This window comes from Achromobacter sp. F4_2707 (assembly GCF_047501535.1).
Classification (GTDB): domain Bacteria; phylum Pseudomonadota; class Gammaproteobacteria; order Burkholderiales; family Burkholderiaceae_B; genus Yanghanlia.
The window spans coordinates 129,114-149,960 of sequence record NZ_JAZDRJ010000007.1; the positions used below are offsets into that span (position 1 = coordinate 129,114).

Annotated in this window: 15 protein-coding genes, 1 tRNA gene and 1 pseudogene; 14 read left to right on the plus strand and 3 right to left on the minus strand. The window is 58.4% G+C overall.

Features of this window, described 5'->3' with window-relative positions:
- Positions 1-53 precede the first annotated feature (53 nt).
- Positions 54-130: transfer RNA gene (locus tag VRY85_RS08695), tRNA-Met, on the minus strand.
- Between the two features lie 62 nt (positions 131-192).
- Here VRY85_RS08695 and scpB point away from each other — a divergent pair.
- The 8 genes and pseudogenes from scpB to typA form a co-directional block, all read left to right on the plus strand.
- Positions 193-831 (plus strand): annotated as a pseudogene (gene scpB / locus VRY85_RS08700) (SMC-Scp complex subunit ScpB); the annotation flags it as partial.
- Positions 832-874: 43 nt separating this feature from the next.
- On the plus strand, positions 875-2,599 hold the full coding sequence (locus VRY85_RS08705) for a pseudouridine synthase (RefSeq protein WP_414598191.1): 1,725 nt from the start codon (positions 875-877) through the stop codon (positions 2,597-2,599).
- 211 nt (positions 2,600-2,810) lie between these two features.
- Positions 2,811-3,290, plus strand: a complete 480-nt coding sequence (rimP, locus tag VRY85_RS08710) for a ribosome maturation factor RimP (RefSeq protein WP_414598192.1) — start codon at positions 2,811-2,813, stop codon at positions 3,288-3,290.
- Positions 3,287-4,768 (plus strand): transcription termination factor NusA, encoded by a 1,482-nt coding sequence (gene nusA / locus VRY85_RS08715; RefSeq protein WP_414598193.1) that lies wholly within the window; start codon positions 3,287-3,289, stop codon positions 4,766-4,768. Before rimP ends, nusA begins: the two co-directional genes overlap by 4 nt.
- 67 nt (positions 4,769-4,835) lie before the next feature.
- Positions 4,836-7,871 carry a translation initiation factor IF-2 gene (gene infB, locus VRY85_RS08720; RefSeq protein ID WP_414598194.1) on the plus strand — a complete coding sequence of 1,012 codons (3,036 nt, stop codon included), beginning with the start codon at positions 4,836-4,838 and terminating at the stop codon, positions 7,869-7,871.
- A gap of 9 nt (positions 7,872-7,880) precedes the next feature.
- Positions 7,881-8,288, plus strand: coding sequence for a 30S ribosome-binding factor RbfA (rbfA, locus tag VRY85_RS08725; protein WP_414598195.1), 408 nt, complete (start codon positions 7,881-7,883; stop codon positions 8,286-8,288).
- A 117-nt stretch (positions 8,289-8,405) separates the two neighbouring features.
- Entirely contained in the window at positions 8,406-9,167 is a 762-nt protein-coding gene (gene truB / locus VRY85_RS08730; RefSeq protein ID WP_414598196.1) for a tRNA pseudouridine(55) synthase TruB, read from the plus strand.
- Positions 9,164-10,993, plus strand: a complete 1,830-nt coding sequence (gene typA, locus VRY85_RS08735) for a translational GTPase TypA (protein WP_414598197.1) — start codon at positions 9,164-9,166, stop codon at positions 10,991-10,993. The genes truB and typA overlap by 4 nt, the downstream gene beginning before the upstream one ends.
- 111 nt (positions 10,994-11,104) lie before the next feature.
- Here the strand turns inward: typA and VRY85_RS08740 are convergent, their stop codons facing one another.
- Entirely contained in the window at positions 11,105-11,749 is a 645-nt protein-coding gene (locus VRY85_RS08740; protein ID WP_414598256.1) for a TIGR00730 family Rossman fold protein, read from the minus strand.
- 49 nt (positions 11,750-11,798) lie between these two features.
- Between VRY85_RS08740 and polA the strand changes: the two genes are divergently transcribed.
- Positions 11,799-14,510 (plus strand): DNA polymerase I, encoded by a 2,712-nt coding sequence (polA, locus tag VRY85_RS08745; RefSeq protein WP_414598198.1) that lies wholly within the window; start codon positions 11,799-11,801, stop codon positions 14,508-14,510.
- Positions 14,511-14,577: 67 nt separating this feature from the next.
- Entirely contained in the window at positions 14,578-15,366 is a 789-nt protein-coding gene (locus VRY85_RS08750; RefSeq protein WP_414598199.1) for a dienelactone hydrolase family protein, read from the plus strand.
- A gap of 65 nt (positions 15,367-15,431) precedes the next feature.
- Here the strand turns inward: VRY85_RS08750 and htpX are convergent, their stop codons facing one another.
- On the minus strand, positions 15,432-16,313 hold the full coding sequence (gene htpX, locus VRY85_RS08755; protein WP_414598200.1) for a protease HtpX: 882 nt from the start codon (positions 16,311-16,313) through the stop codon (positions 15,432-15,434).
- Positions 16,314-16,633: 320 nt separating this feature from the next.
- Between htpX and VRY85_RS08760 the strand changes: the two genes are divergently transcribed.
- From VRY85_RS08760 to dxs, 4 genes are all read left to right on the plus strand, one after another.
- Positions 16,634-17,554, plus strand: coding sequence for a DMT family transporter (locus VRY85_RS08760; RefSeq protein WP_414598201.1), 921 nt, complete (start codon positions 16,634-16,636; stop codon positions 17,552-17,554).
- A 92-nt stretch (positions 17,555-17,646) separates the two neighbouring features.
- Positions 17,647-17,925, plus strand: a complete 279-nt coding sequence (locus VRY85_RS08765; RefSeq protein ID WP_414598202.1) for an exodeoxyribonuclease VII small subunit — start codon at positions 17,647-17,649, stop codon at positions 17,923-17,925.
- Positions 17,922-18,851 carry a polyprenyl synthetase family protein gene (locus tag VRY85_RS08770; protein ID WP_414598203.1) on the plus strand — a complete coding sequence of 310 codons (930 nt, stop codon included), beginning with the start codon at positions 17,922-17,924 and terminating at the stop codon, positions 18,849-18,851. Before VRY85_RS08765 ends, VRY85_RS08770 begins: the two co-directional genes overlap by 4 nt.
- Before the next feature lie 78 nt (positions 18,852-18,929).
- Complete coding sequence (gene dxs / locus VRY85_RS08775) at positions 18,930-20,840, plus strand: 1-deoxy-D-xylulose-5-phosphate synthase (RefSeq protein ID WP_414598204.1); 1,911 nt, start codon at positions 18,930-18,932, stop codon at positions 20,838-20,840.
- Positions 20,841-20,847 lie beyond the last annotated feature (7 nt).

The window sequence follows — 20,847 nt, forward strand, 5'->3', positions numbered from 1 at the left end:
AGGCAGAAAAAACAAAACGGGCCGTTCCTGTTAAGAACGGCCCGCTGGAATTCTGGTTGCGGGGGCAGGATTTGAACCTACGACCTTCGGGTTATGAGCCCGACGAGCTGCCAGACTGCTCCACCCCGCGTCTGAATGAAAAATCTTAACCCATGTGGGTGCTAAAAGCAAGCCACAAAGAAAAAAACGTAAATGACAGAAGGCGAGACGTTACGTATTCTTGAAACCGCGCTATTATGTGCGGATCAACCTATGTCCTTGTCCGAACTGCGTAAGCTTTTCGCAACAGAAGAAGTCGGGGCGGACGATCTGCGGCGCTTACTGGCGCTGCTTCAATTGGACTGGCAGGACAGAGGGCTGGAGCTCGTCAGCGTCGCGACAGGGTGGCGCTTCCAGAGTCGGCCCGAAATGCAGCGGTACCTGAGTCGTCTCGATCCCGCACGGCCCCCCAAGTATTCGCGAGCCGTTCTTGAAACCCTGGCCATCATTGCCTGGCGTCAGCCTGTCACGCGCGGCGATATCGAAGATATTCGCGGCGTGACGGTATCCACGCAGATTGTGCGCACCCTTGAGGAGCGTGGCTGGATCGAGGTCTTGGGGCATCGCGATGCCCCGGGCAGGCCCGCTTTGCTGGGCACGACCCATCAGTTTCTGGACGATCTTGGGCTGAAGTCCCTGGACGAACTTCCGGCCTTGGCTGAGGTCGATGCGGCGGAAGCGCTGGCCGCGCTCGCTTTTGACGCTGAGCCCGAAGGTGCCGCGCCGGAGGAATCCGCCGCACCCAAACAGAATTATCAAAATAGTAGTGGTGAAGAAGCTCCAGAGCACGCATCGGAGCCTTTCACTGAAAACCCTACGGAGTATCAGAAAGAAAATGACTAATGTGAAAGAGAAGGCAGCCGAAGCTGCCGACGCTTCCCATACGCAGAACGTTGCCGCCCCTATCGCGGGCGAGGGTGACGCGACGGCCAGGCCGAAAGGCTCGGGCCGCAAGTTGCGCACCCCGTTCCGCCGTCGCCGGGGCGATGCCGCTCAGCCACAGGCTGGCCAGGAAGCGTCCGAGGGAACGCCTGCCGCTACGGAAGGAGGTGCGGCAGAACAGGCCGGCCCTGCGAGCAAGCGATCCTCTGCGCCACGAGCGCGCAAGACGTCAGCGCGGGGCCGAAAAACTGCTGCTGTCACAAATTCTGGGCCGGCTGCCGCTGCTGAAGGGGCGCCTGCACAGGCGGGTGCTGATGCAGCTGCCAATCCGGCCAAGGGGCGCCGCCGTGGCCGCAAGACAGCTGCCGGGCCGGAAGCCGACCGCGAGGCCGATATGGCGCTAGCCTATCTGGAGCGTAGCGAACAGTTGCCGCAGCGTCTGGGCAAATACCTCAGCAGTGAGGTGCTAATGCCTAAGCTGCACAAGGTGCTGGCCGAAGCCGGGGTGGGTTCGCGCCGCGAAATGGAAGAGCTCATCATAGCGGGGCGCGTATCCGTGAATGGCGCGCCTGCGCATATTGGTCAGAGAGTCGGCGAAAATGATCAGGTCAGGGTGAATGGCAGGCTCATTGCCCGGCCTAATAAAAAGAAGCCGCCGCGCGTCATTCTGTATCACAAACCAGCGGGCGAAATCGTCAGCCATGACGACCCGGCCGGCCGTGCGAATGTTTTCTCCCGCCTTCCCAAGCTTAAAGTGGGCAAGTGGTTGTCGGTGGGGCGTCTCGACCTCAATACCGAGGGCTTGCTCATCCTTACCACTTCCGGCGAAATTGCTAACCGTCTTATGCACCCTCGTTATGGCGCTGAACGCGAATATGCGGTGCGCGTGTTGGGTGAGCTTGACGTCGAGCAGCAAAAGCGTCTGGTCGAAGGCATTCAGCTCGATGACGGAGAGGCCCGTTTCGGTGTGTTGGAATATCTGGGCGGCGAGGGCAGCAATCGCTGGTATCGCGTTACGCTCCATGAGGGTCGCAACCGTGAAGTTCGCCGCATGTTTGAAGCAGCGGGTGTGACGGTCAGTCGTTTGATCCGCACGCGGTTTGGCGAAATTGTGTTGCCGCGCAACCTGCGCCGAGGCCGCTGGGAAGAGATCGAGCCCACCATGGTTCAGGCCATCATGGTCCAGTTGGGCCTGATCAGGGAAGATGATGGCGATGCCCGGGGGTATGGCGAAAGGCAGCCCTTGTCGCACGACAGTGCTTTGCCGCCGGGTTTTGGCACGCTGGAGCGCAACGGCATGAACGGGGCGAAGGTCAGTCGTCGGGGCCGGGTCACTGGCGGGCGCGCGGCTACAGAATCTTATCCCTCCGACCCATTTGGCAGCGGTTTGCTGATTACCGGTGGCTATGCGAATGGTCACCCCACTAAAGGAGAGGCGGCTGCCGGGTCAGGCAGGCGTAAAGGGCCGGCGAAAGGCAAGAAGACTGCTGCTCAACAGCCTGCTGAAGCGCGTCGGCGTACTGCAGGCGGGCGTCCAGGCGCTCCCAAAGGGGCTCCCGCCAAGGGCGGCGGCAAGCCGTCGCGTGGCCGTTCCGCGGGCGGGCGTGGTGATGATTGGCAGCCGCGCAGCGCCACCGCCCATGAGTCACAACTGGGCAAGTTGGGTAAGTCACGGTGATTTCAGGAAATTTTCTATTTTCTATGTTAGAATTTAGAGCTTTCCGGCTATATTGTTAATAAGCTTGGCTATGGCTTTGCCTTTCTAGGCAACAATTTAGCGGCACATTTCTAAGGCGGACCGAATCGGCCTACTTGAGCACGACGTGCTTGGGTTCCACGGTTACGCGATAACAATGGGCTGGTTTGACAGCCCATTTTTTTTGGATTTTATGGCAGCAGAATTAATCGCTCTGACCCAGGAAGCCCTGGTTGGCATGGACGTCGAACTCGTCGATGTTGAGCGTGCGCCTGGCGGGTTGTTGCGAGTCACCATCGACCGCCCTGAGGGTGTACGCATTGAAGATTGCGAACGCGTCTCCAAGCATTTGTCCCGGGTGTTCGAGGTGGAAGACATCGATTATCTCCGGCTTGAGGTCGGGTCTCCGGGTGTAGACCGCCCGTTGAAGCGCCCGGAAGACTTTCTGCGTTTCGCAGGCGAGCGGGTGGAAATCCGCTTGCGTCAGGCCGTCGATAACCGCAAGGTCTTCACCGGGGTGCTGCAGGCTTCACAAGACGAGTCGGGTTCCGCTGCTTATAGTCTCAAGTACGAAACTCAATCCGGAGAGCTCCAGGTTCTCGGTTTCACGTTCGACGACGTTGAACGCGCAAAACTGGATCCCATTTTAGATTTCAAGGGAAAAAAGCGATGAGTCGCGAAATTCTTCTTCTGGTTGACGCCCTGGCGCGTGAAAAGAATGTCGAACGTGAAGTGGTGTTCGGCGCGCTAGAAGGTGCGCTGGCGTCGGCAATGAAAAAGCGCTTCAAGGAAGACGCTGATATCCGCGTCTCGATCGACCGCCAAACTGGCGAGCATGAAGGTTTTCGCCGCTGGTTGGTTGTGCCTGACGAAGCTGGGTTGCAAGAGCCGGATCGCCAGGAAATGTACAGCGATGCGCAAGATATCGTGCCCGGCATCGAGGTGGGCGAATATATCGAAGAGCCGCTTGAGCCCGAAGAATTTGGTCGCATTGGCGCTCAGGCTGCCAAGCAGGCCATTCTGCAGCGCATCCGCGATGCCGAGCGCGAGCAGGTTCTGAACGATTTCCTTGAGCGTGGTGAAACCATTATCTCTGGCAGCGTCAAGCGCATGGATAAAGGTGATGCCATTATCGACACAGGCAAAATTGAAGCCCGTTTGCCGCGCTCCGAAATGATTCCGCGCGAGAACATCCGCGTGGGCGACCGCATCCGTGCCTGGGTGTCCCGAATTGACCACGCCGCGCGTGGCCAGCAGGTCATTCTTTCGCGCACGGCCCCCGAATTTATCCGCGAACTCTTCGAGAACGAAGTGCCGGAAATCGAACAAGGCCTGCTCGAAATTAAGGCGGCCGCCCGCGACCCGGGCGTCCGGGCTAAAATCGCGGTTGTGGCTTACGACAAGCGCATTGATCCTATCGGCACATGCGTCGGCATGCGTGGTTCGCGTGTTACCGCAGTGCGCAACGAGCTGGGCGGTGAACAGGTCGATATCGTCCTGTGGGCCGACGATCCGGCTGAATTTGTTATCGGCGCATTGGCGCCCGCACACGTCGAATCCATCCTGGTTGACGAAGACAAGCGGGCAATGGATGTCGTGGTCGATGCCGAAAATCTGCCTAAGGCGATTGGCGCGCGTGGGCAGAACGTAAGACTGGCTTCTGAACTCACCGGCTGGCAAATCAACATCATGACGCCGGAAGAAAACCAGAATCGCCAGGAAGAAGAACGCGCAGAGTTGCGCCAGACCTTCATTGAGCGGTTGGATGTCGATGACGAAGTGGCCGACATCCTGATAGACGAAGGCTTTACCGGGTTGGAAGAAGTGGCCTATGTGCCAATGCAGGAACTGCTTGATATCGAAGCGTTTGACGAAGAAACCGTCAACGAACTTCGTACTCGCGCCCGTAATGCGCTCCTGACCGAAGCCATCGCCCAGGAAGAACGCATGACCGCAGCACAGGATCTCCTGGAAATCGAAGGGTTGACCCCAGAACTGGTAGCTAAGCTGGCCGAGAATGACATTCTCGACATCGATGCCCTGGCTGAACTGGCGACAGATGAACTGTCCGAGATCACCGGGTTGAGCGAAGAAGAAGCTAGCGATTTCATCATGAAGGCCAGGGCGCACTGGTTTGATGATGAAGCCTGACATTGCTCAGAAGAAAGCCGGGTCCATCCATATTGAAAAATAGTAGTAGCTAGCAAGAGAGAGTCGAATGCCGAGTAACACCGTCGCCCAGTTCGCCGTTGAACTGAAAATGCCTGCTAACGCGCTGCTGGAGCAGTTGCGTTCCGCTGGCGTTGACATCAAATCGGTCGACGACCCAGTCACCGACGCGGATAAGGCGAAGCTCCTCGAGTCGCTGCGTCGGGCGCATGGTGCGTCGGAGAACCAGAAAATCACGCTGACGCGTCGCGAAACTTCCGAAATCCGTCAAGCCGACGGTTCGGGCCGTTCGCGCACTATTCCAGTCGAGGTGCGGAAAAAGCGGGTGTTCGTAAAACGCGACCCACGCGAGCTGGCGGCGGAAGCTGCACGCGCTGCCGAGCAAGCCCAGGCTGAAGCTAAGGCTGAAGCCGCTAAGAAACAACAGACAGCTGAAGCGGCACAGCCCCAAGAGGCGCCTGCTACCGAAAAGCCGGCAGCCGCACCTCAGCAGCCAGCCGCTCAGCCGCCGAAGCCGGCTCAGGCAGAGGCGCCTGCAGTGGCCGAACAGCCTGCTGCGCCCGTAGCCAAGCCTGAAGAGCCCGTGGCTGCTACTTCAGAAGACAAAGCCGCTGCGGCGCCTGCCCAAGCAGATGCTGCAGCTAAGCCGGCTGACAAACAAGCGGCGCCAGAGGCCCGTCCGGCTGCTGAACAAGACAAGGCGCAAGCCAAGCCCGCGGCCCCTGAGCCAAAGCAGGCTGAGCCTGCCGCCGCAGCCGATGCGCCAACTAGCAAGGCTGTGCAAGATAAAGAGGCGCCTGCTGCGGCCTCAGCCCCAGCTAAAAAAGCGACGGCTGCTTCGGCGACTCGCAAGGGTGCGGAAGGCAAGCCTGCCGCTGCCCGTCCAGGCGCTGCTAAGGCTGCTCCCGCACGCACGGCTGCACCGGCATCTTCTACGGCTGCCGCAGCAAGCGGCGTGGATGAAGAGCGCGAGAAAGCGCGCAAGGCCGCAGAGGCCGAAGCCGCTGCGCTGCGTGCCATGCTTAGCCGTCCCCGTAAGGTATTGAAGGCGCCCGAACCCGAAGCAGGTTCCGGTACATTGCACAAGACTTTAGGCAAAGGCAAGAAAGACGCCAAGGCTGGCGCTACCGATGCCAAGGGCGCAGGGCGTACACAAGAAGCCGGTTGGAAAGACGACGGCGGTCGCAAGAAGCCGGCCGTTCGCGAAGCTGCAGCACCGGCAGCACCAGGCCGTGAAGGTTGGCGTGCAGGTGGCGGCAAAGGCAAGGGTGGTCGTGGTGGCCGCAACCGCAATGCCCAGCCAGAGCGTCGCGAACCACAAGTACAGGAATTTATCGCACGTGAAGTGCATGTGCCTGAAACCATCACTGTGGCCGATCTCGCCCACAAGATGGCTGTCAAGGCCGCAGAGGTCATTAAGCACCTCATGAAACTGGGTCAGATGGTCACGATCAACCAGGTGCTGGACCAAGAAACCGCCATGATTGTGGTGGAAGAAATGGGCCATACCGCCATTGCGGCAAAGCTCGACGATCCGGAAGCGTTCCTGGTCGAAGCCGAGGCTGTCGATGCCGAAGAGTTGCCCCGCGCACCGGTGGTCACCGTCATGGGTCACGTCGACCACGGCAAGACCTCGTTGCTCGACTACATTCGCCGCACCAAAATTGCATCCGGCGAAGCGGGTGGCATTACGCAGCATATCGGCGCTTACAGTGTGAAGACTGATCGTGGCATGGTCACCTTCCTCGACACCCCAGGTCACGAGGCCTTTACAGCCATGCGTGCCCGTGGCGCCAAGGCGACTGACATCGTTATTCTGGTTGTGGCTTCCGACGACGGCGTCATGCCTCAGACACGTGAAGCCATTCATCACGCGCTGGCTGCCGAAGTGCCGCTGGTGGTGGCGATTACCAAAATCGACAAGCCCGAAGGCAACCCCGAGCGAGTCAAGCAGGAGCTCGTGGCCGAACAGGTTGTGCCTGAAGAATACGGCGGCGACGTACCGTTTATCGGTGTGTCCGCTAAAACTGGCGAAGGTATCGACGATCTGCTCGAAAACGTTCTGCTGCAAGCTGAAATCCTGGAACTCACCGCTCCGGTGGAAGCACCGGCCAAGGGTCTGGTCATCGAAGCCCGCCTGGATAAGGGCCGGGGTTCAGTGGCAACCATTCTGGTGCAAAGCGGTACCCTCAAGCGCGGTGATTCCGTCTTGGTGGGTGCCAGCTTCGGCCGAGTGCGTGCCATGTTGAGCGACCAGGGCAAGAGCGTCAACGAAGCCGGGCCTTCCATCCCGGTTGAAATTCAAGGCCTTACCGAAGTGCCGCAGGCGGGCGATGAGCTCATCGCCATGGCTGATGAACGCAAGGCGCGCGAAATCGCGCTGTTCCGTCAAGGCAAATTCCGCGATGTGAAACTGGCGCGTCAGCAGGCAGCCAAGCTCGAGTCCATGTTCGAGAATCTGGGTGAAGGCCTGCAAACTCTGTCGCTCATTATCAAGACGGACGTACAAGGTACCCAGGAAGCATTGGTGCAGTCGCTGGTCAAATTGTCGACCGACGAAGTACGCGTTCAAGTGGTGCATGCGGCCGTGGGTGGCATTTCCGAAAGCGACGTCAACCTGGCCATCGCCTCGAATGCCGTCATCATCGGCTTTAACGTACGCGCCGAACAGAGTGCCAAGAAGCTGGCCGAAAACAACGGTATCGACCTTCGCTACTACAACATCATCTACGACGCCGTAGACGACGTTCGAAACGCCATGTCCGGCATGCTGGCGCCCGAAAAGCGCGAGGAAATCATCGGTATGGTCGAGATTCGCGAGGTCTACAGCATTTCGCGTATCGGCAAGGTGGCAGGGTGTATGGTCACCGACGGCTTGGTCAAGCGCGATTCGCAGATCCGTCTGCTGCGCGACAACGTTGTCATCTGGACGGGTGCGCTGGAATCCCTGCGCCGCTTCAAGGATGATGTCCGCGAAGTGCGTTCCGGCTTCGATTGCGGTATTACCCTGCGTGGCAATAACGATATCGAAGTGGGCGACCAGCTCGAAGTCTTTGAAATCCGCGAGATCGCCCGCACCCTTTAATCAAGCATTATGGCTCGACACAAGACTCGACAGAACGCAGGCCGGAACATCCGGCTGGCCGACCAGATCCAAAAGGATCTGGCCGGCATTATCCAGCGCGAGATCGACGTGTCGCGGGCGGGGCTGATCACGCTGTCCAGCGTTGATTTATCTCCCGACTACGCGCATGCGAAGGTCTATTTCACGGTTCTTGGTGCCGAGCCCGCTGTGGCGTCGGCGGCCCTGAACGAAAAGGCCGGCTGGTTCCATTCCCTGCTGTTCAAGCTTCTCCATATCCACACAGTGCCCACTTTGCGCTTCATCCACGATGAAGGCATTGAGCGTGGGCTGCATTTGTCCCGGCTCATTGATGAAGCCAATCGCCCCGGCAGCGAAGACGCGCTTCCTCCCCCGGACGACCCAGACGACCGCAACTGAATAACCTGGCGCCACTGCTCGTCGTGCGCCGTTGTGGCATTGGCCGCAGAATCGCCGACAGCCTTCGTGGTGCCCGTTCCGGCACATCTCTAACACCTTTGAAGACATTAAATAATCATGCGGGCCTCTAAACGACGCGGGCAACTGCTCGATGGCGTTCTACTCCTGGATAAGCCGGTTGGCCTTTCCAGCAACCACGCGCTGCAACGCGCCAAGCGCGCTGTGGACGCCCGCAAGGCCGGCCATACCGGTACGCTCGATCCGTTTGCGACGGGGTTGCTCGTTTGCTGCATGGGGCGTGCAACGAAAATTTGCGGGCCTATGCTGGAAGCCGACAAAACTTACGAGGCAACGCTGCAGTTTGGTGAAGAAACCGACAGTGGTGATCTCACTGGCAACGTGACCATGCAGGCGCCGGAAGGCTTTGCAGGCGTAGCGCGAGAGGACTTGCTTGCGGTGTTGCCGGAGTTCAGAGGTGAAATCCAGCAAATCCCGCCGATGTATTCCGCCTTGAAGCGCGACGGCAAACCGTTGTATGAATATGCGCGCCAGGGTATTGAGCTGGAGCGCCCGCCCCGGCAGGTTACGATCTACAAGTTGGAGGTGCTGGAATTTGACGGCATGACGGCGCGCTTGCTGATTGATTGCAGTAAAGGCACTTATATCCGCACTTTGGCACAGGATATCGGCCGCAAACTCGGTTGCGGCGCTCATCTGAGCGAACTGCGGCGTACTCGCGTCGGCCCCTTCGATATAAAAAATTCTGTTGGCCTGGAGGCGCTTCAGGCCATGGAGCAGCCCCAACAGGCGCTGCTTCCCATGCATGCTTTACCCGCGGGCTTGATGCCTGTGGTCTCCACACAAAAGGATGAAATATGAAACGCGCATTGCGTAATGTGGCTATCATCGCCCACGTTGACCACGGCAAGACCACGCTGGTAGACCAGCTGCTTCGCCAAGCGGGCACCTTCCGCGACAATCAGCAGATTGAGTCGCGGGTCATGGATTCCGGCGATATCGAAAAAGAACGCGGCATCACGATTCTCGCCAAGAATTGCGCGGTCGAGTACGAAGGCGTTCACATCAATATTATCGATACGCCCGGACACGCCGACTTCGGAGGCGAAGTCGAACGCGTGCTGTCCATGGTGGACGGCGTACTGCTACTGGTGGATGCAGTCGAAGGGCCCATGCCGCAGACCCGCTTTGTGACCCGCAAGGCGCTGGCACTGGGGCTGAAGCCCATTGTGGTCGTCAACAAAATCGACCGTCCCGGTGCGCGGCCCGACCATGCCATCAACGCTACGTTCGACCTGTTCGATAAACTGGGCGCTACGGATGAGCAGCTTGATTTCCCCATCATCTATGCTTCCGGTCTGTCAGGCTATGCAGGGCTGACCGAGGACGTGCGCGACGGTGATATGCGTCCGTTGTTTGACACGATTTTGCAGCATGTGCCTCAGCGCGACGATGACGCAGACGGCCCATTGCAGATGCAGATTATTTCCTTGGACTACAGCAGCTATGTCGGAAAAATTGGTGTGGGTCGCATCAATCGTGGCCGCCTGCGTGCCGCTCAGGATGTTGTGGTTCAGTTCGGCCCTGAAGGCAAACCCATCAAGGGCCGGGTCAATCAGGTAATGAAGTTCAAGGGCCTGGAGCGTGAACAGGTGCAGGAAGCCGAAGCGGGCGACATTGTGCTGATTAACGGTATCGACGAAATCGGTATCGGCTGCACTGTGATGGACACTGCCAAGCCCGAGCCCTTGCCTATGCTGCGCATCGACGAGCCCACACTGACCATGAACTTCATGGTGAATACCTCGCCGTTGGCGGGGCGTGAAGGTAAATTCGTGACCAGTCGTCAGATTCGCGAACGCTTGGATCTCGAACTGAAATCAAACGTCGCCCTGCGTGTTAACGACACGCCGGACGAAACCGTGTTTGAAGTGTGCGGGCGCGGCGAACTGCACCTGACCATTCTGATTGAAAACATGCGCCGCGAAGGCTATGAGCTCGCAGTATCGCGCCCCCGCGTCATGTTTAAAGAGATCGACGGCGTTCGTATGGAACCCTATGAGCTGCTGACGGTGGACGTTGAAGACGGTCACCAGGGTGGGGTGATGGAAGAATTGGGGCGCCGCAAAGGCGAGCTGCTCGACATGGTGGCCGATGGTCGTGGCCGCACCCGCCTGGAATATCGTATTCCCGCGCGTGGCCTCATCGGTTTCCAGGCAGATTTCCTCAACCTGACCCGCGGCACCGGTTTGATGAGCCATATCTTTGACGATTATGGCCCCATCAAGGAAGGCACTCTGGGCGAGCGTCGCAACGGCGTGCTCATCAGCCAAGACGACGGCGAAGCCGTGGCTTATGCATTGTGGAAGTTGCAGGAGCGCGGCCGCATGTTTGTTTCGCCACAGGAACCCCTGTACGAAGGCATGATTATCGGCATCCACAGCCGCGACAACGACCTGGTGGTCAACCCCATCCGGGAAAAGAAACTCACCAACGTGCGCGCCTCAGGTAAGGACGAACACATCGACCTCGTGCCCCCCATTGAGCTGACCCTGGAATACGCCGTTCAGTTCATCGACGACGACGAACTGGTGGAAGTCACGCCCAAGTCCATCCGCCTGCGCAAACGCTACCTGCAAGAACACGAACGCCGCCGCATGGCACGCGAAGGCAGCTCCGCCGCCTAAACCTTACAGCCCCCTAAACGGGGACAGACCCCATTTCAGGGTCTGTCCCCTTTTTATCGCTGTCAGGCTTCCGAGGGCCTTACAACTAGCTTAAACCGGGACAGACCCCATTTAAGCTAGATTGCTTTCTCTTTCGATGGGCAGGGAGGGTTCTTCGTGGCGGGTGAAACAGTCGGTGCAGTGGTGGTGGATGTGGTGCATGACGGCGTCGATATCGTCTGTTACGAAAAACAGGTCGATATCGTTGGGGCTGATCAGGCCGTTGCTTAATAGTTGCTCGCGCACCCAGTCGAGCAGGCCGGCCCAGAACTGGCTGCCTATCAGTATGATGGGTGCTTGTGGTATCTTGCCCGTTTGAACTAGGGTCGTGACTTCAAAAAGCTCATCGAGTGTGCCGAAGCCGCCGGGCAGTGCAATATAGGCTGCGCTGTGCATCACAAAAGTGGCCTTGCGGGAATAAAAATAATCAAACTGCAGGCTGTGTGTCTGGTAATGGTTATTATGGGGCTCGCGTGGCAGGGTGATGTTCAGCCCCACGCTGTGCCCACCTGCTTCGTAAGCACCTTTGTTGGCGGCTTCCATGATGCCGGGCCCGCCGCCGGCAATGACGGCCAGGCCTGCTTTGGCAAGCCGGGCGCCGAGTTGTTCGGCCATTTGATAGTAGGGCGAATCTGGGCGCAGACGTGCGCTACCGAATACGCTTACGCCCCAACCCATTTCTTGAAGCGTCTCCGCAGCAGCTTCCATCTCTGACATAATCCGTGGGATCTGCTGGGTGGCCGGTAATCGGACAATTCTATTGGACATGAAAAAAACCTTGTTACTTGTTGATGGGTCCAGCTACCTGTACAGGGCGTATCACGCCATGCCGGATCTGCGTAATGCAAAGGGCGAGCCCACCGGCGCTTTGTACGGGGTCATCTCCATGTTAAGGAGAGTGATTTCGGATTACAAGGCAGACTATGCCGCCTGTGTCTTCGACGCCAAGGGCAAAACCTTCCGTGAAGAACTGTACCCCGATTACAAAGGCCATCGGCCTTCAATGCCCGAAGATCTTGCAGCACAAATCGAGCCTATTCATCAGGCGGTAGCGGCCCTGGGGTGGAAAGTCATTTCGGTTCCTGGTGTAGAAGCCGACGACATCATCGGCACCTTGGCCTGCCAAGCAGCTGAAAAAGGAGTGCACACCATTATCTCCACCAGCGATAAAGATATCGCCCAGCTCGTTAACGAGCATGTAGAACTGGTGAACACCATGAATGGTGAACGCCTGGATATCGAAGGGGTGCAGGAAAAATTCGGCGTTGCCCCTTCTCAGATTGTTGATTATCTCATGCTAGTGGGCGATACCGTCGATAACGTGCCCGGCGTTCCCAAGGTAGGGCCCAAAACAGCGGCTAAATGGCTGAATGAATACGGCTCCCTAGAACAGCTGGTGGCACGTGCTGACGAAATCAAGGGTGTGGCAGGCGAGAATTTGCGCAACACCCTTCAGCATTTTCCTCTGACCCGTCAGTTGATCACCATTAAGGTGGATTGCGAGATGGATATCAATGGCGGCCTGGAATCCCTGGTTCCTGGCGAAGTGAATCGCGCCGCCTTGATTGAGCTTTTCGAACGTTACGGTTTTCGCAGTTGGCTGCGTGAACTCACGGGTGATCCAGAGCGGGTGCCCGAACAGGATTCCCGCATGGCGACAGATGCCCCGGAAGCGCCGCCTGCCGCTTATGAAACCGTGCTGGACATGCCGGCTCTGGAGCGCTGGGTCGAGGCGGTCAGCGCGGCCGATCTTGTGGCCATGGACACCGAAACCACATCGCTTGATCCCATGGCAGCACGGCTGGTGGGCATTTCCCTGGCAACCGCCGGCGGAGTGGCATGCTATATCCCGGTGGCGCATCGCGGGCCCGACAACATCGAGCAACTTAGCAAAACAGCTGTTTTAGAGCGGCTGCGGCCTTGGCTGGAAGACCCCAAGGCTGCCAAATTGCTGCATAACGCTAAGTACGACGCCCATGTGTTTGCCAATGAAGGGGTGCACTTGGCTGGGGTGACCGAAGATACCATGTTGCAGTCCTATGTGCTGGAATCGCACCGTCGCGTCAACCTGCAGGAGCTTGGCGAGCGCTGGCTGGGTCGAGGCGGCGTAGCCTATGAGGATATCTGCGGTAAAGGCGCCAAACAAATTGGTTTTGATGAGGTGGAAGTCGAAAAGGCGGCACATTACGCATGTGAAGACGCCGACTTCACTTGGCAGTTGCACCAGATCCTGCGCCCGCGCATCGCCGCTGAACCGGGGCTGGAAAGAATCTACCAGCTGGAAATCCGCTGTTCCGATGTGCTCACCACAATTGAGCGCAATGGTGTAAAGCTGGATGCTCACGCGCTGGCGATGCAGAGTCATGAGCTGGGTCAACAAATGCTTGAAATCGAAGCCAAGGTCTACGAGCTGGCCGGCCAGCCCTTCAACCTGAATTCGCCCAAACAGTTGGGCGAAATCCTGTTCCAGCGCATGGGGCTGCCGATCGTGCGCAAGACAGCCAGCGGAGCGCCTTCCACCGATGAAGAAGTGCTGACCAAGCTGGCGCAGGATTACCCGTTGCCGGCCCTCATTCTTGAGTATCGGGGGCTGTCCAAGCTGAAATCGACCTACACTGATAAATTGCCCAAAATGATCAACCCGGGCACAGGCCGGGTGCATACACGCTATGCGCAGGCTGCCGTTATTACCGGGCGTTTAGCTTCCTCAGACCCCAATCTGCAGAATATTCCAGTGCGTACGGCCGAGGGTCGGCGCGTGCGCACGGCTTTTGTGGCCAGTGGCGGGAAAATCGTATCAGCCGACTACTCTCAGATTGAACTGCGAGTCATGGCGCATATGTCGGACGACGAAAATCTGCGGGGCGCCTTTATTGAAAATCTTGATATTCACCGGGCCACGGCGTCGGAAGTCTTTGGCGTTGCACTTGAAAATGTAAGCTCGGAACAGCGGCGGGCCGCCAAGGCCATTAATTTTGGCCTGATCTACGGCATGGGGGAATTTGGTCTGGCTTCGAATTTGGGCATTACCCGTGATGCCGCCAAAGCCTATATCGACCGCTATTTCACCCGCTATCCGGGCGTGGCGCGTTATATGGACACTATTCGCGCCCAGGCGGCTGACCAAGGGTTTGTGGAAACCGTTTTCGGGCGGCGTATCTGGCTGCCGGATTTACGTGGCGCCAAGGGGCCGCGCCGTGCTGCGGCGGAGCGCGCCGCCATCAACGCCCCGGTGCAGGGGACGGCGGCCGACCTCATCAAAATGGCCATGGTGGCCGTTGATGACTGGTTGCGTGCTGAGAACATGCAGGCGCGACTGGTGATGCAGGTGCATGACGAATTGGTACTTGATGTGCCTGCCGATGAAGTCGAGGCGGTGGCAGGCAACTTGCCCGGCCTGATGTCCAAAGTCGCCGAACTCAGTGTGCCGCTGGTCGCTGAAGTCGGCTTGGGCACGAACTGGGAACAGGCACACTGAGTCATCATGCGCTCCGGCGCAAGCCTCGCTGTCCAAGGTGAGGCTTTTTCAACAAACAGGAGAAACCATGAGCTATTCCAAGATCACCGGTAGTACGGACAGCACAATTCGTACGGGCACCGAGGGCTTGCGTCAGGGCCAGGTGGATATCCCGGTGCAAGATGGAGTGATGTCGGCTTACTATGCAGCGCCGGCGACGCTCCAGAACCCGCCGCTGATTCTTGTCATACAGGAAATCTTTGGCTTGCATGAGCACATTCAGGATATCTGCCGCCGCTTTGCCCACGAAGGCTATATGGCAGTGGCGCTGGAACTCTACCAGCGCCAAGGCGACGCCAGCCAGTACACCGACATTGCCGAACTCATTCGTGACATCGTCGCCAACGTCTCTGATGAGCAGGTGTTGAGCGATCTCGACGCAAGCGTGCAATGGGCCCGTGAACAGGGTGCCGATACCTCACGCTTAGGTGTCACCGGTTTTTGCTGGGGTGGGCGTCTGACCTGGATGTATGCGGCTCACAACCCTGAGTGCAAGGCGGCGGTCGCTTGGTATGGAAAATTGGCGACAGGCCACAGCCCTTTGCAGAAAGAGCATCCGGTCGATATTGCAGGGCGGCTACATGCGCCCGTGTTGGGCTTATATGGCGAGCAGGACGCCAGTATTCCTATGGAAGACGTGCGCCGCATGGAAGCAGCGCTTCAGCAGGGCAGCGAGGCCGCCAAGGCGTCGCGTATAGAGGTCTACCCCGAATCAGGGCACGCTTTTTACGCCGACTATCGTCCTAGTTTTAATGCCGCAGATGCGCAAGACGCTTGGCAAAAAGCAACGGCCTGGTTTGGCCGTCTATTGGGGTAAAAGTGAATGACTTGCGGGTGCGGCTGTATTTAGCGTATGGCCGCACCCGTATTTTTTTGCTCGCTTTACACGCGTTGCAGTGCTTGCAGCGCGTAGATGCGAGACTCAATAGGCGGGTGAGACGCGAACAAAGCGCTGATCGCCTTGCCGCCGGAAATGCCTGAGGACTCAAAGTTCTTGGGCAATTCACCTGCTTCCACACCGCCCAGTCGGGCCAGCGCGTTGATCATCGGCTCGCGTGAACCCAGCAATACGGCGGAGCCCGCGTCGGCACGGTATTCTCGCTGGCGGGAGAACCAAGCCACCAATATGGAAGCCAGCACTCCGAAAATAATCTCGAAAATAAATGCGGTTACGTAGAAACCGATGCCGCCTTCGCGTTCATTTTTGAGAATGACGCGGTCGACCACATAGCCCACAACGCGCGACAGGAAAATGACAAATGTGTTGACCACGCCCTGAATCAGGGTGAGCGTGACCATGTCGCCGTTGGCAATATGCGCGACTTCATGGCCCAGTACGGCAGCCACCTCTTCTTCCGTCATGCTTTGCAGCAGCCCGGTTGAAACCGCCACCAAGGCATCGTTCTTGAAGGCGCCTGTGGCAAAAGCATTAGGCGCACCTTCGTAGATCGCGACTTCGGGGCGGCCGATGCCGGCGCGATCAGCCAATTGGTGCACGGTGTCTACCAGCCATGCCTCCCGCGCATTGGCAGGGGCCTGCGGGTCGATCACCCGCGCTCCGGTGCTTGCTTTGGCCATGGGCTTGCTGATTAACAGCGAAATAATGGAACCTGTAAAGCCGACGAGGGCAGCGAAGATGAGTAACTGGGTGAGGTCCAGACCTTGGGAGGTCAGATAACGGCCAACGCCTAGCACGTTCATCGTGGCGCTCAGCACAAGCAGCACGGCGAAGTTGGTCATTAGAAAAAGGACGATGCGCTTCATGTTGGGGAGAATCTCCGAATGACAAGCAAGGGGGTATTTTAGGGAAGCAGTGACCCGTTTCGCAGATAGCCAAACTGTGAATCAGCCGTTTTCCCTGAATGATGAATATATGGGGACGCTTTTCCCACTAAAAAGAGTCTGACAGTTGCGCAATCCGTTGGTTTCACGCAAGCGTGACAAAAATACTTCAGGCACGGGAGTATAGTATTGATCTTTTAAGTATTCAGTATCAGTACTTGCTAAAGGTGCTTTCCGGCACCATAGCAACCCAGTAGCGCCGGGCTTATGGAGCGCTTGTTTCATCGTTTCAGGTTCAAGCAATGCAGTCACTATGGATGCTTTTGGCCAGCCTCATGTTTGCCGCCATGGGGGCTTGTGTAAAGATAGCATCCGATCTGCAAGCCAGTCTGCCGCAAATCATATTATTTCGTGGTTTGCCCTCTGTCGTACTGATTTTTTTCTGGGCGGTATTCACAAAGCGATCATTGCGCCCTATAAGCTGGCGCCTACACATCCTGCGTAATATCAGCGGTGTGAGCTCTATGTGGATGGGCTTCATCGCCATATCCCTGCTGCCTTTGGCTACGGCTGTCAGTCTGAACTACACATCACCGCTTTTTATCGCGGGTTGGATGCTGGCGCGCGATTGGAAGCAGCGTGACGCTGTGCGCACGTTAGCCGTGCTTTGCGGGTTCGTCGGCGTGCTGGCCATTATGCGGCCCAGTATCGGCATGGAACAATTATTGGGGGCGGCTGTGGGGCTGTGCGCCGGAGCCAGTGCGGCGGTTGCGTTAATGCAAGTGCGGTCGCTTGGCCGCATTGGCGAGCCTGAATGGCGCACTGTCTTGATTTTCTCTTGCTTTGTGTGTCTCACCGGCACGACGGGTATTGTGCTGGACGGCTGGGTAATCGTGGGGCGCGAAGGCTGGCTGGCGCTCGTGGGAATCGGCTTGTTCGGCCTGATCGGGCAATTGGCCATGACACGTGCTTTCGGGCTGGGTTCGGCGTTGCTGACGGCGGCCCTGCAATACACCACTATTGTCTTTGCTGCGCTGTTCTCGGCCCTGATCTGGGGGCAGATCCCCGACTGGGTGGCCTGGAGCGGCATGGCGCTCATTGTTGTTTCGGGGCTGCTGTCCACATGGCGAACCTACAGCGAAAACCGTGTTATGCAGGGTAAGGGCGGCACCGCAGCGGGTGCCGATGCCCCGTCGCCGGAGCAGGTCTCGCGCAGGGTCTAGCGGCGCGCCGTCAGGCAGGCGTTGTGGACTTCTGGAACCAATTTTCCGTGGGCGACGTATACTGGCGGATGTTTGAAAAATAGCACAGCACCATGTCAGCAGATCAATCAATTCCGCCCGTCACACACGATACGAGCGAGGCGGAGCTCCCCCGCGATTTTGAATCGGCATTGGCCGAACTCGAAGCCCTTGTCATGAAAATGGAGGATGGCGGGCTCGCCTTGGACGACTCCTTGCTGGCTTACCAGCGCGGGGTGGAGCTTGCACGTATCTGTCAGCAGCGCCTCGATCTGGCCGAAGAACAGGTGAAGGTGTTACAGGGGAGCTTGCTCAAGCCGCTGGATGACAGCTCAACCGAGGGCGACGCATGAATCAGTCAGTCGCTGCTTCCAAAAGCTTCGATTTTCAAGCCTGGCTAAGTAACCGGGTTCAGCAGGTTGAGGCCATGCTTGACCAGACCCTGCCCGCCGCCGACGTGGTGCCGGGGCGGCTGCACGAAGCCATGCGTTATGGTGTGCTGGGCGGCGGCAAGCGGGTTCGCGCAGCTTTGGTTTACGCAGCGGGCGAAGTGTCGTTGCAGTCGGCAGCCCCTGCCGCAGCTCAACAGATCGCTCTCGATCACGCAGCCGCAGCGGTTGAGCTGGTGCACGCCTATTCGCTGGTGCACGACGATCTGCCGTGCATGGATGACGACACGCTTCGCCGTGGCCGCCCCACAGTGCATGTGCAATTCGACGAGGCCACCGCCATGTTGGCAGGCGACGCGCTCCAGCCGCTGGCCTTTGAGGCGTTGGGCGCTATGCCGATCGCGCCGGCGCTAGTGGTTCAGGCCATTCAATTGCTGGCTGCCGCTATTGGCAGCCAGGGCATGGTTGGCGGGCAGGCTATTGACTGCGGCAGTGTCGGTCAAGCGCTAGAGCAAGCCGAACTGCAGCAGATGCATCGTATGAAAACCGGCGCTTTGCTTGAGGCTTCCGTGTTGCTGGGGGGCGTGGTGGCCGGAGCAAGTTCTAGTACTCGCGAAGGCCTGCGTAAATACGCCTCCGCCATCGGGCTGGCGTTTCAGGTGGCAGATGACATTCTCGATGTCACGGCCGATACCGCCACATTGGGCAAAACAGCCGGTAAAGACGCGCTGGAAAATAAGCCCACTTATGTATCGACACTCGGGCTGGATGGCTCGCGCCAACTGTTGCAGGAACTGCGCGATGACGCTCGGGCCGCCTTGTTGCCTTTAGGGCCTTCCGCCGCGTCGCTAGCGCATTTGGCCGATTACATCGTCGGTCGCGACCACTAAGTTAAATTTGTTACGGTTCCGTCGGCGGCATTTGTGGCGAGCGAATACAATGCCCTTTGAACCTCAATCAAGAACGCAATGAGCAACGTCAGTCTCGAACAGATTCAATCGCCGGCCGATTTGCGTCGGCTAGACCGCCGCGATCTCAAAGAGCTCGCCGATCAGTTGCGCCAGTTCGTGCTGCAGTCTGTATCGCGCACAGGCGGTCATCTGTCATCTAATCTGGGCACGGTCGAACTCACCATCGCCTTGCATCATGTATTCAATACGCCCGACGACAGGCTGGTGTGGGATGTCGGCCACCAGTCGTATCCGCATAAGATCCTTACCGGGCGGCGTGAGGCAATGGCGAAACTGCGCCAAGCAGGGGGCATATCGGGTTTTCCCAAACGCAGTGAATCCGAATACGACGCATTTGGCACCGCGCATTCCTCCACCTCCATTTCAGCGGTGCTGGGCATGGCGGTCGCCTCGCGTAACACCGGGTGCAGTCACCGCCAGCATATTGCCGTAATCGGCGATGGCGCTATGACGGCCGGCATGGCTTTCGAAGCCCTGAACAACGCTGGCGTCACCCCCGATATCAACATGTTGGTGGTTCTGAATGACAACGACATGTCGATCTCTCCACCCGTGGGGGCGCTGAACCGCTACCTGGCCAGGCTGATGTCCGGCGGTTTCTATGCGACTGCCAAGAATGTGGGCAAGGCCGTGTTGCAGAGGGTGCCGCCGGTGTTGGAAATTGCCCGCCGTATGGAAGGCCATGCCAAGGGCCTGATGTCGCCCGCCACCTTGTTCGAAGAGCTGGGTTTCAACTATGTCGGGCCCATCGACGGCCACGACCTTGACTCCCTTGTTCCTACCTTGGAAAACCTGCGCGAACTGGGGGGCTTGCAGTTTTTGCATGTGGTCACCAAGAAAGGGCAGGGCTATAAGCTGGCGGAAGCTGATCCGGTGGCCTATCACGGCCCGGGCAAGTTCGACCCGCGCGTGGGGATACAGAAACCTGCCACGCCGCCGCGTCCCACTTTCACCCAGGTATTTGGGCAGTGGCTCTGCGATATGGCTCAGAGCGATTCGCGCTTGTTCGGCATCACCCCGGCCATGCGCGAAGGCAGCGGCATGATTGAGTTCGAGCGCCGTTTTCCCAATCGCTATTTTGACGTCGGCATTGCCGAGCAGCATGCGCTCACCTTTGCCGCAGGCCTGGCCTGTGAAGGCCAGAAGCCGGTCGTTGCCATTTACTCAACGTTTCTGCAGCGTGCTTACGATCAGCTCATCCACGACGTAGCCTTGCAGGATCTCGACGTCACGCTGGCTTTAGATCGTGCAGGCATTGTGGGTGCGGACGGGGCCACTCATGCAGGCAATTACGACATAGCCTTCCTGCGTTGCGTGCCTAATATGGTGCTGGCTACGCCGTCAGACGAAAACGAAGCGCGATTATTACTATCCACTTGTTTTCAGCATGTGGGCCCGGCTGCCGTGCGTTATCCGCGCGGAGCAGGGCGGGGCGCAGCCATTGAAGCCAACCTTGAAACCGTGCCGCTGGGCAAGGCCGTAGTGCGGCGCGAAGGCGAAGGGCTGGCCATACTTGCGTTCGGCACTTTGCTCACTGCGGCCATGGTGGCAGGCGAGCAGCTCAACGCCACCGTCGTAGATATGCGTTTCGTGAAGCCGATTGATGAAGCTCTTCTGGCTCAATTGGCCACCACTCACGAGGCTTTTGTCACCATTGAAGAGGGGGCCATCATGGGCGGTGCGGGCAGCGCGGTACAAGAATACTTCAATGCCCAGGGGGTGGTGGCGCCCATGCTGCAGTTGGGTCTGCCCGACATCTTTATCGACCATGGTGATCAGGCTGCCCTTCTGAGCAGTCTCGGTCTGGATGCCGATGGCATTGTGGCGTCCGTCACAGCACGCTGGGGAAGCCGTTTCGGCGGCTGCGCCGCGGGTACGGTGGTCCGTCTGGCTCAGCAGAGTCGCTAAGCAATGC

Coding starts and splice junctions, on each gene's coding strand:
- VRY85_RS08705 (WP_414598191.1), top strand. CDS start 875: ATGACTAATGTGAAAGAGAAGGCAGCCGAAGCTGCCGACGCTTCCCAT.
- rimP (WP_414598192.1), top strand. CDS start 2,811: ATGGCAGCAGAATTAATCGCTCTGACCCAGGAAGCCCTGGTTGGCATG.
- nusA (WP_414598193.1), top strand. CDS start 3,287: ATGAGTCGCGAAATTCTTCTTCTGGTTGACGCCCTGGCGCGTGAAAAG.
- infB (WP_414598194.1), top strand. CDS start 4,836: ATGCCGAGTAACACCGTCGCCCAGTTCGCCGTTGAACTGAAAATGCCT.
- rbfA (WP_414598195.1), top strand. CDS start 7,881: ATGGCTCGACACAAGACTCGACAGAACGCAGGCCGGAACATCCGGCTG.
- truB (WP_414598196.1), top strand. CDS start 8,406: ATGCGGGCCTCTAAACGACGCGGGCAACTGCTCGATGGCGTTCTACTC.
- typA (WP_414598197.1), top strand. CDS start 9,164: ATGAAACGCGCATTGCGTAATGTGGCTATCATCGCCCACGTTGACCAC.
- VRY85_RS08740 (WP_414598256.1), bottom strand. CDS start 11,749: ATGTCAGAGATGGAAGCTGCTGCGGAGACGCTTCAAGAAATGGGTTGG.
- polA (WP_414598198.1), top strand. CDS start 11,799: ATGAAAAAAACCTTGTTACTTGTTGATGGGTCCAGCTACCTGTACAGG.
- VRY85_RS08750 (WP_414598199.1), top strand. CDS start 14,578: ATGAGCTATTCCAAGATCACCGGTAGTACGGACAGCACAATTCGTACG.
- htpX (WP_414598200.1), bottom strand. CDS start 16,313: ATGAAGCGCATCGTCCTTTTTCTAATGACCAACTTCGCCGTGCTGCTT.
- VRY85_RS08760 (WP_414598201.1), top strand. CDS start 16,634: ATGCAGTCACTATGGATGCTTTTGGCCAGCCTCATGTTTGCCGCCATG.
- VRY85_RS08765 (WP_414598202.1), top strand. CDS start 17,647: ATGTCAGCAGATCAATCAATTCCGCCCGTCACACACGATACGAGCGAG.
- VRY85_RS08770 (WP_414598203.1), top strand. CDS start 17,922: ATGAATCAGTCAGTCGCTGCTTCCAAAAGCTTCGATTTTCAAGCCTGG.
- dxs (WP_414598204.1), top strand. CDS start 18,930: ATGAGCAACGTCAGTCTCGAACAGATTCAATCGCCGGCCGATTTGCGT.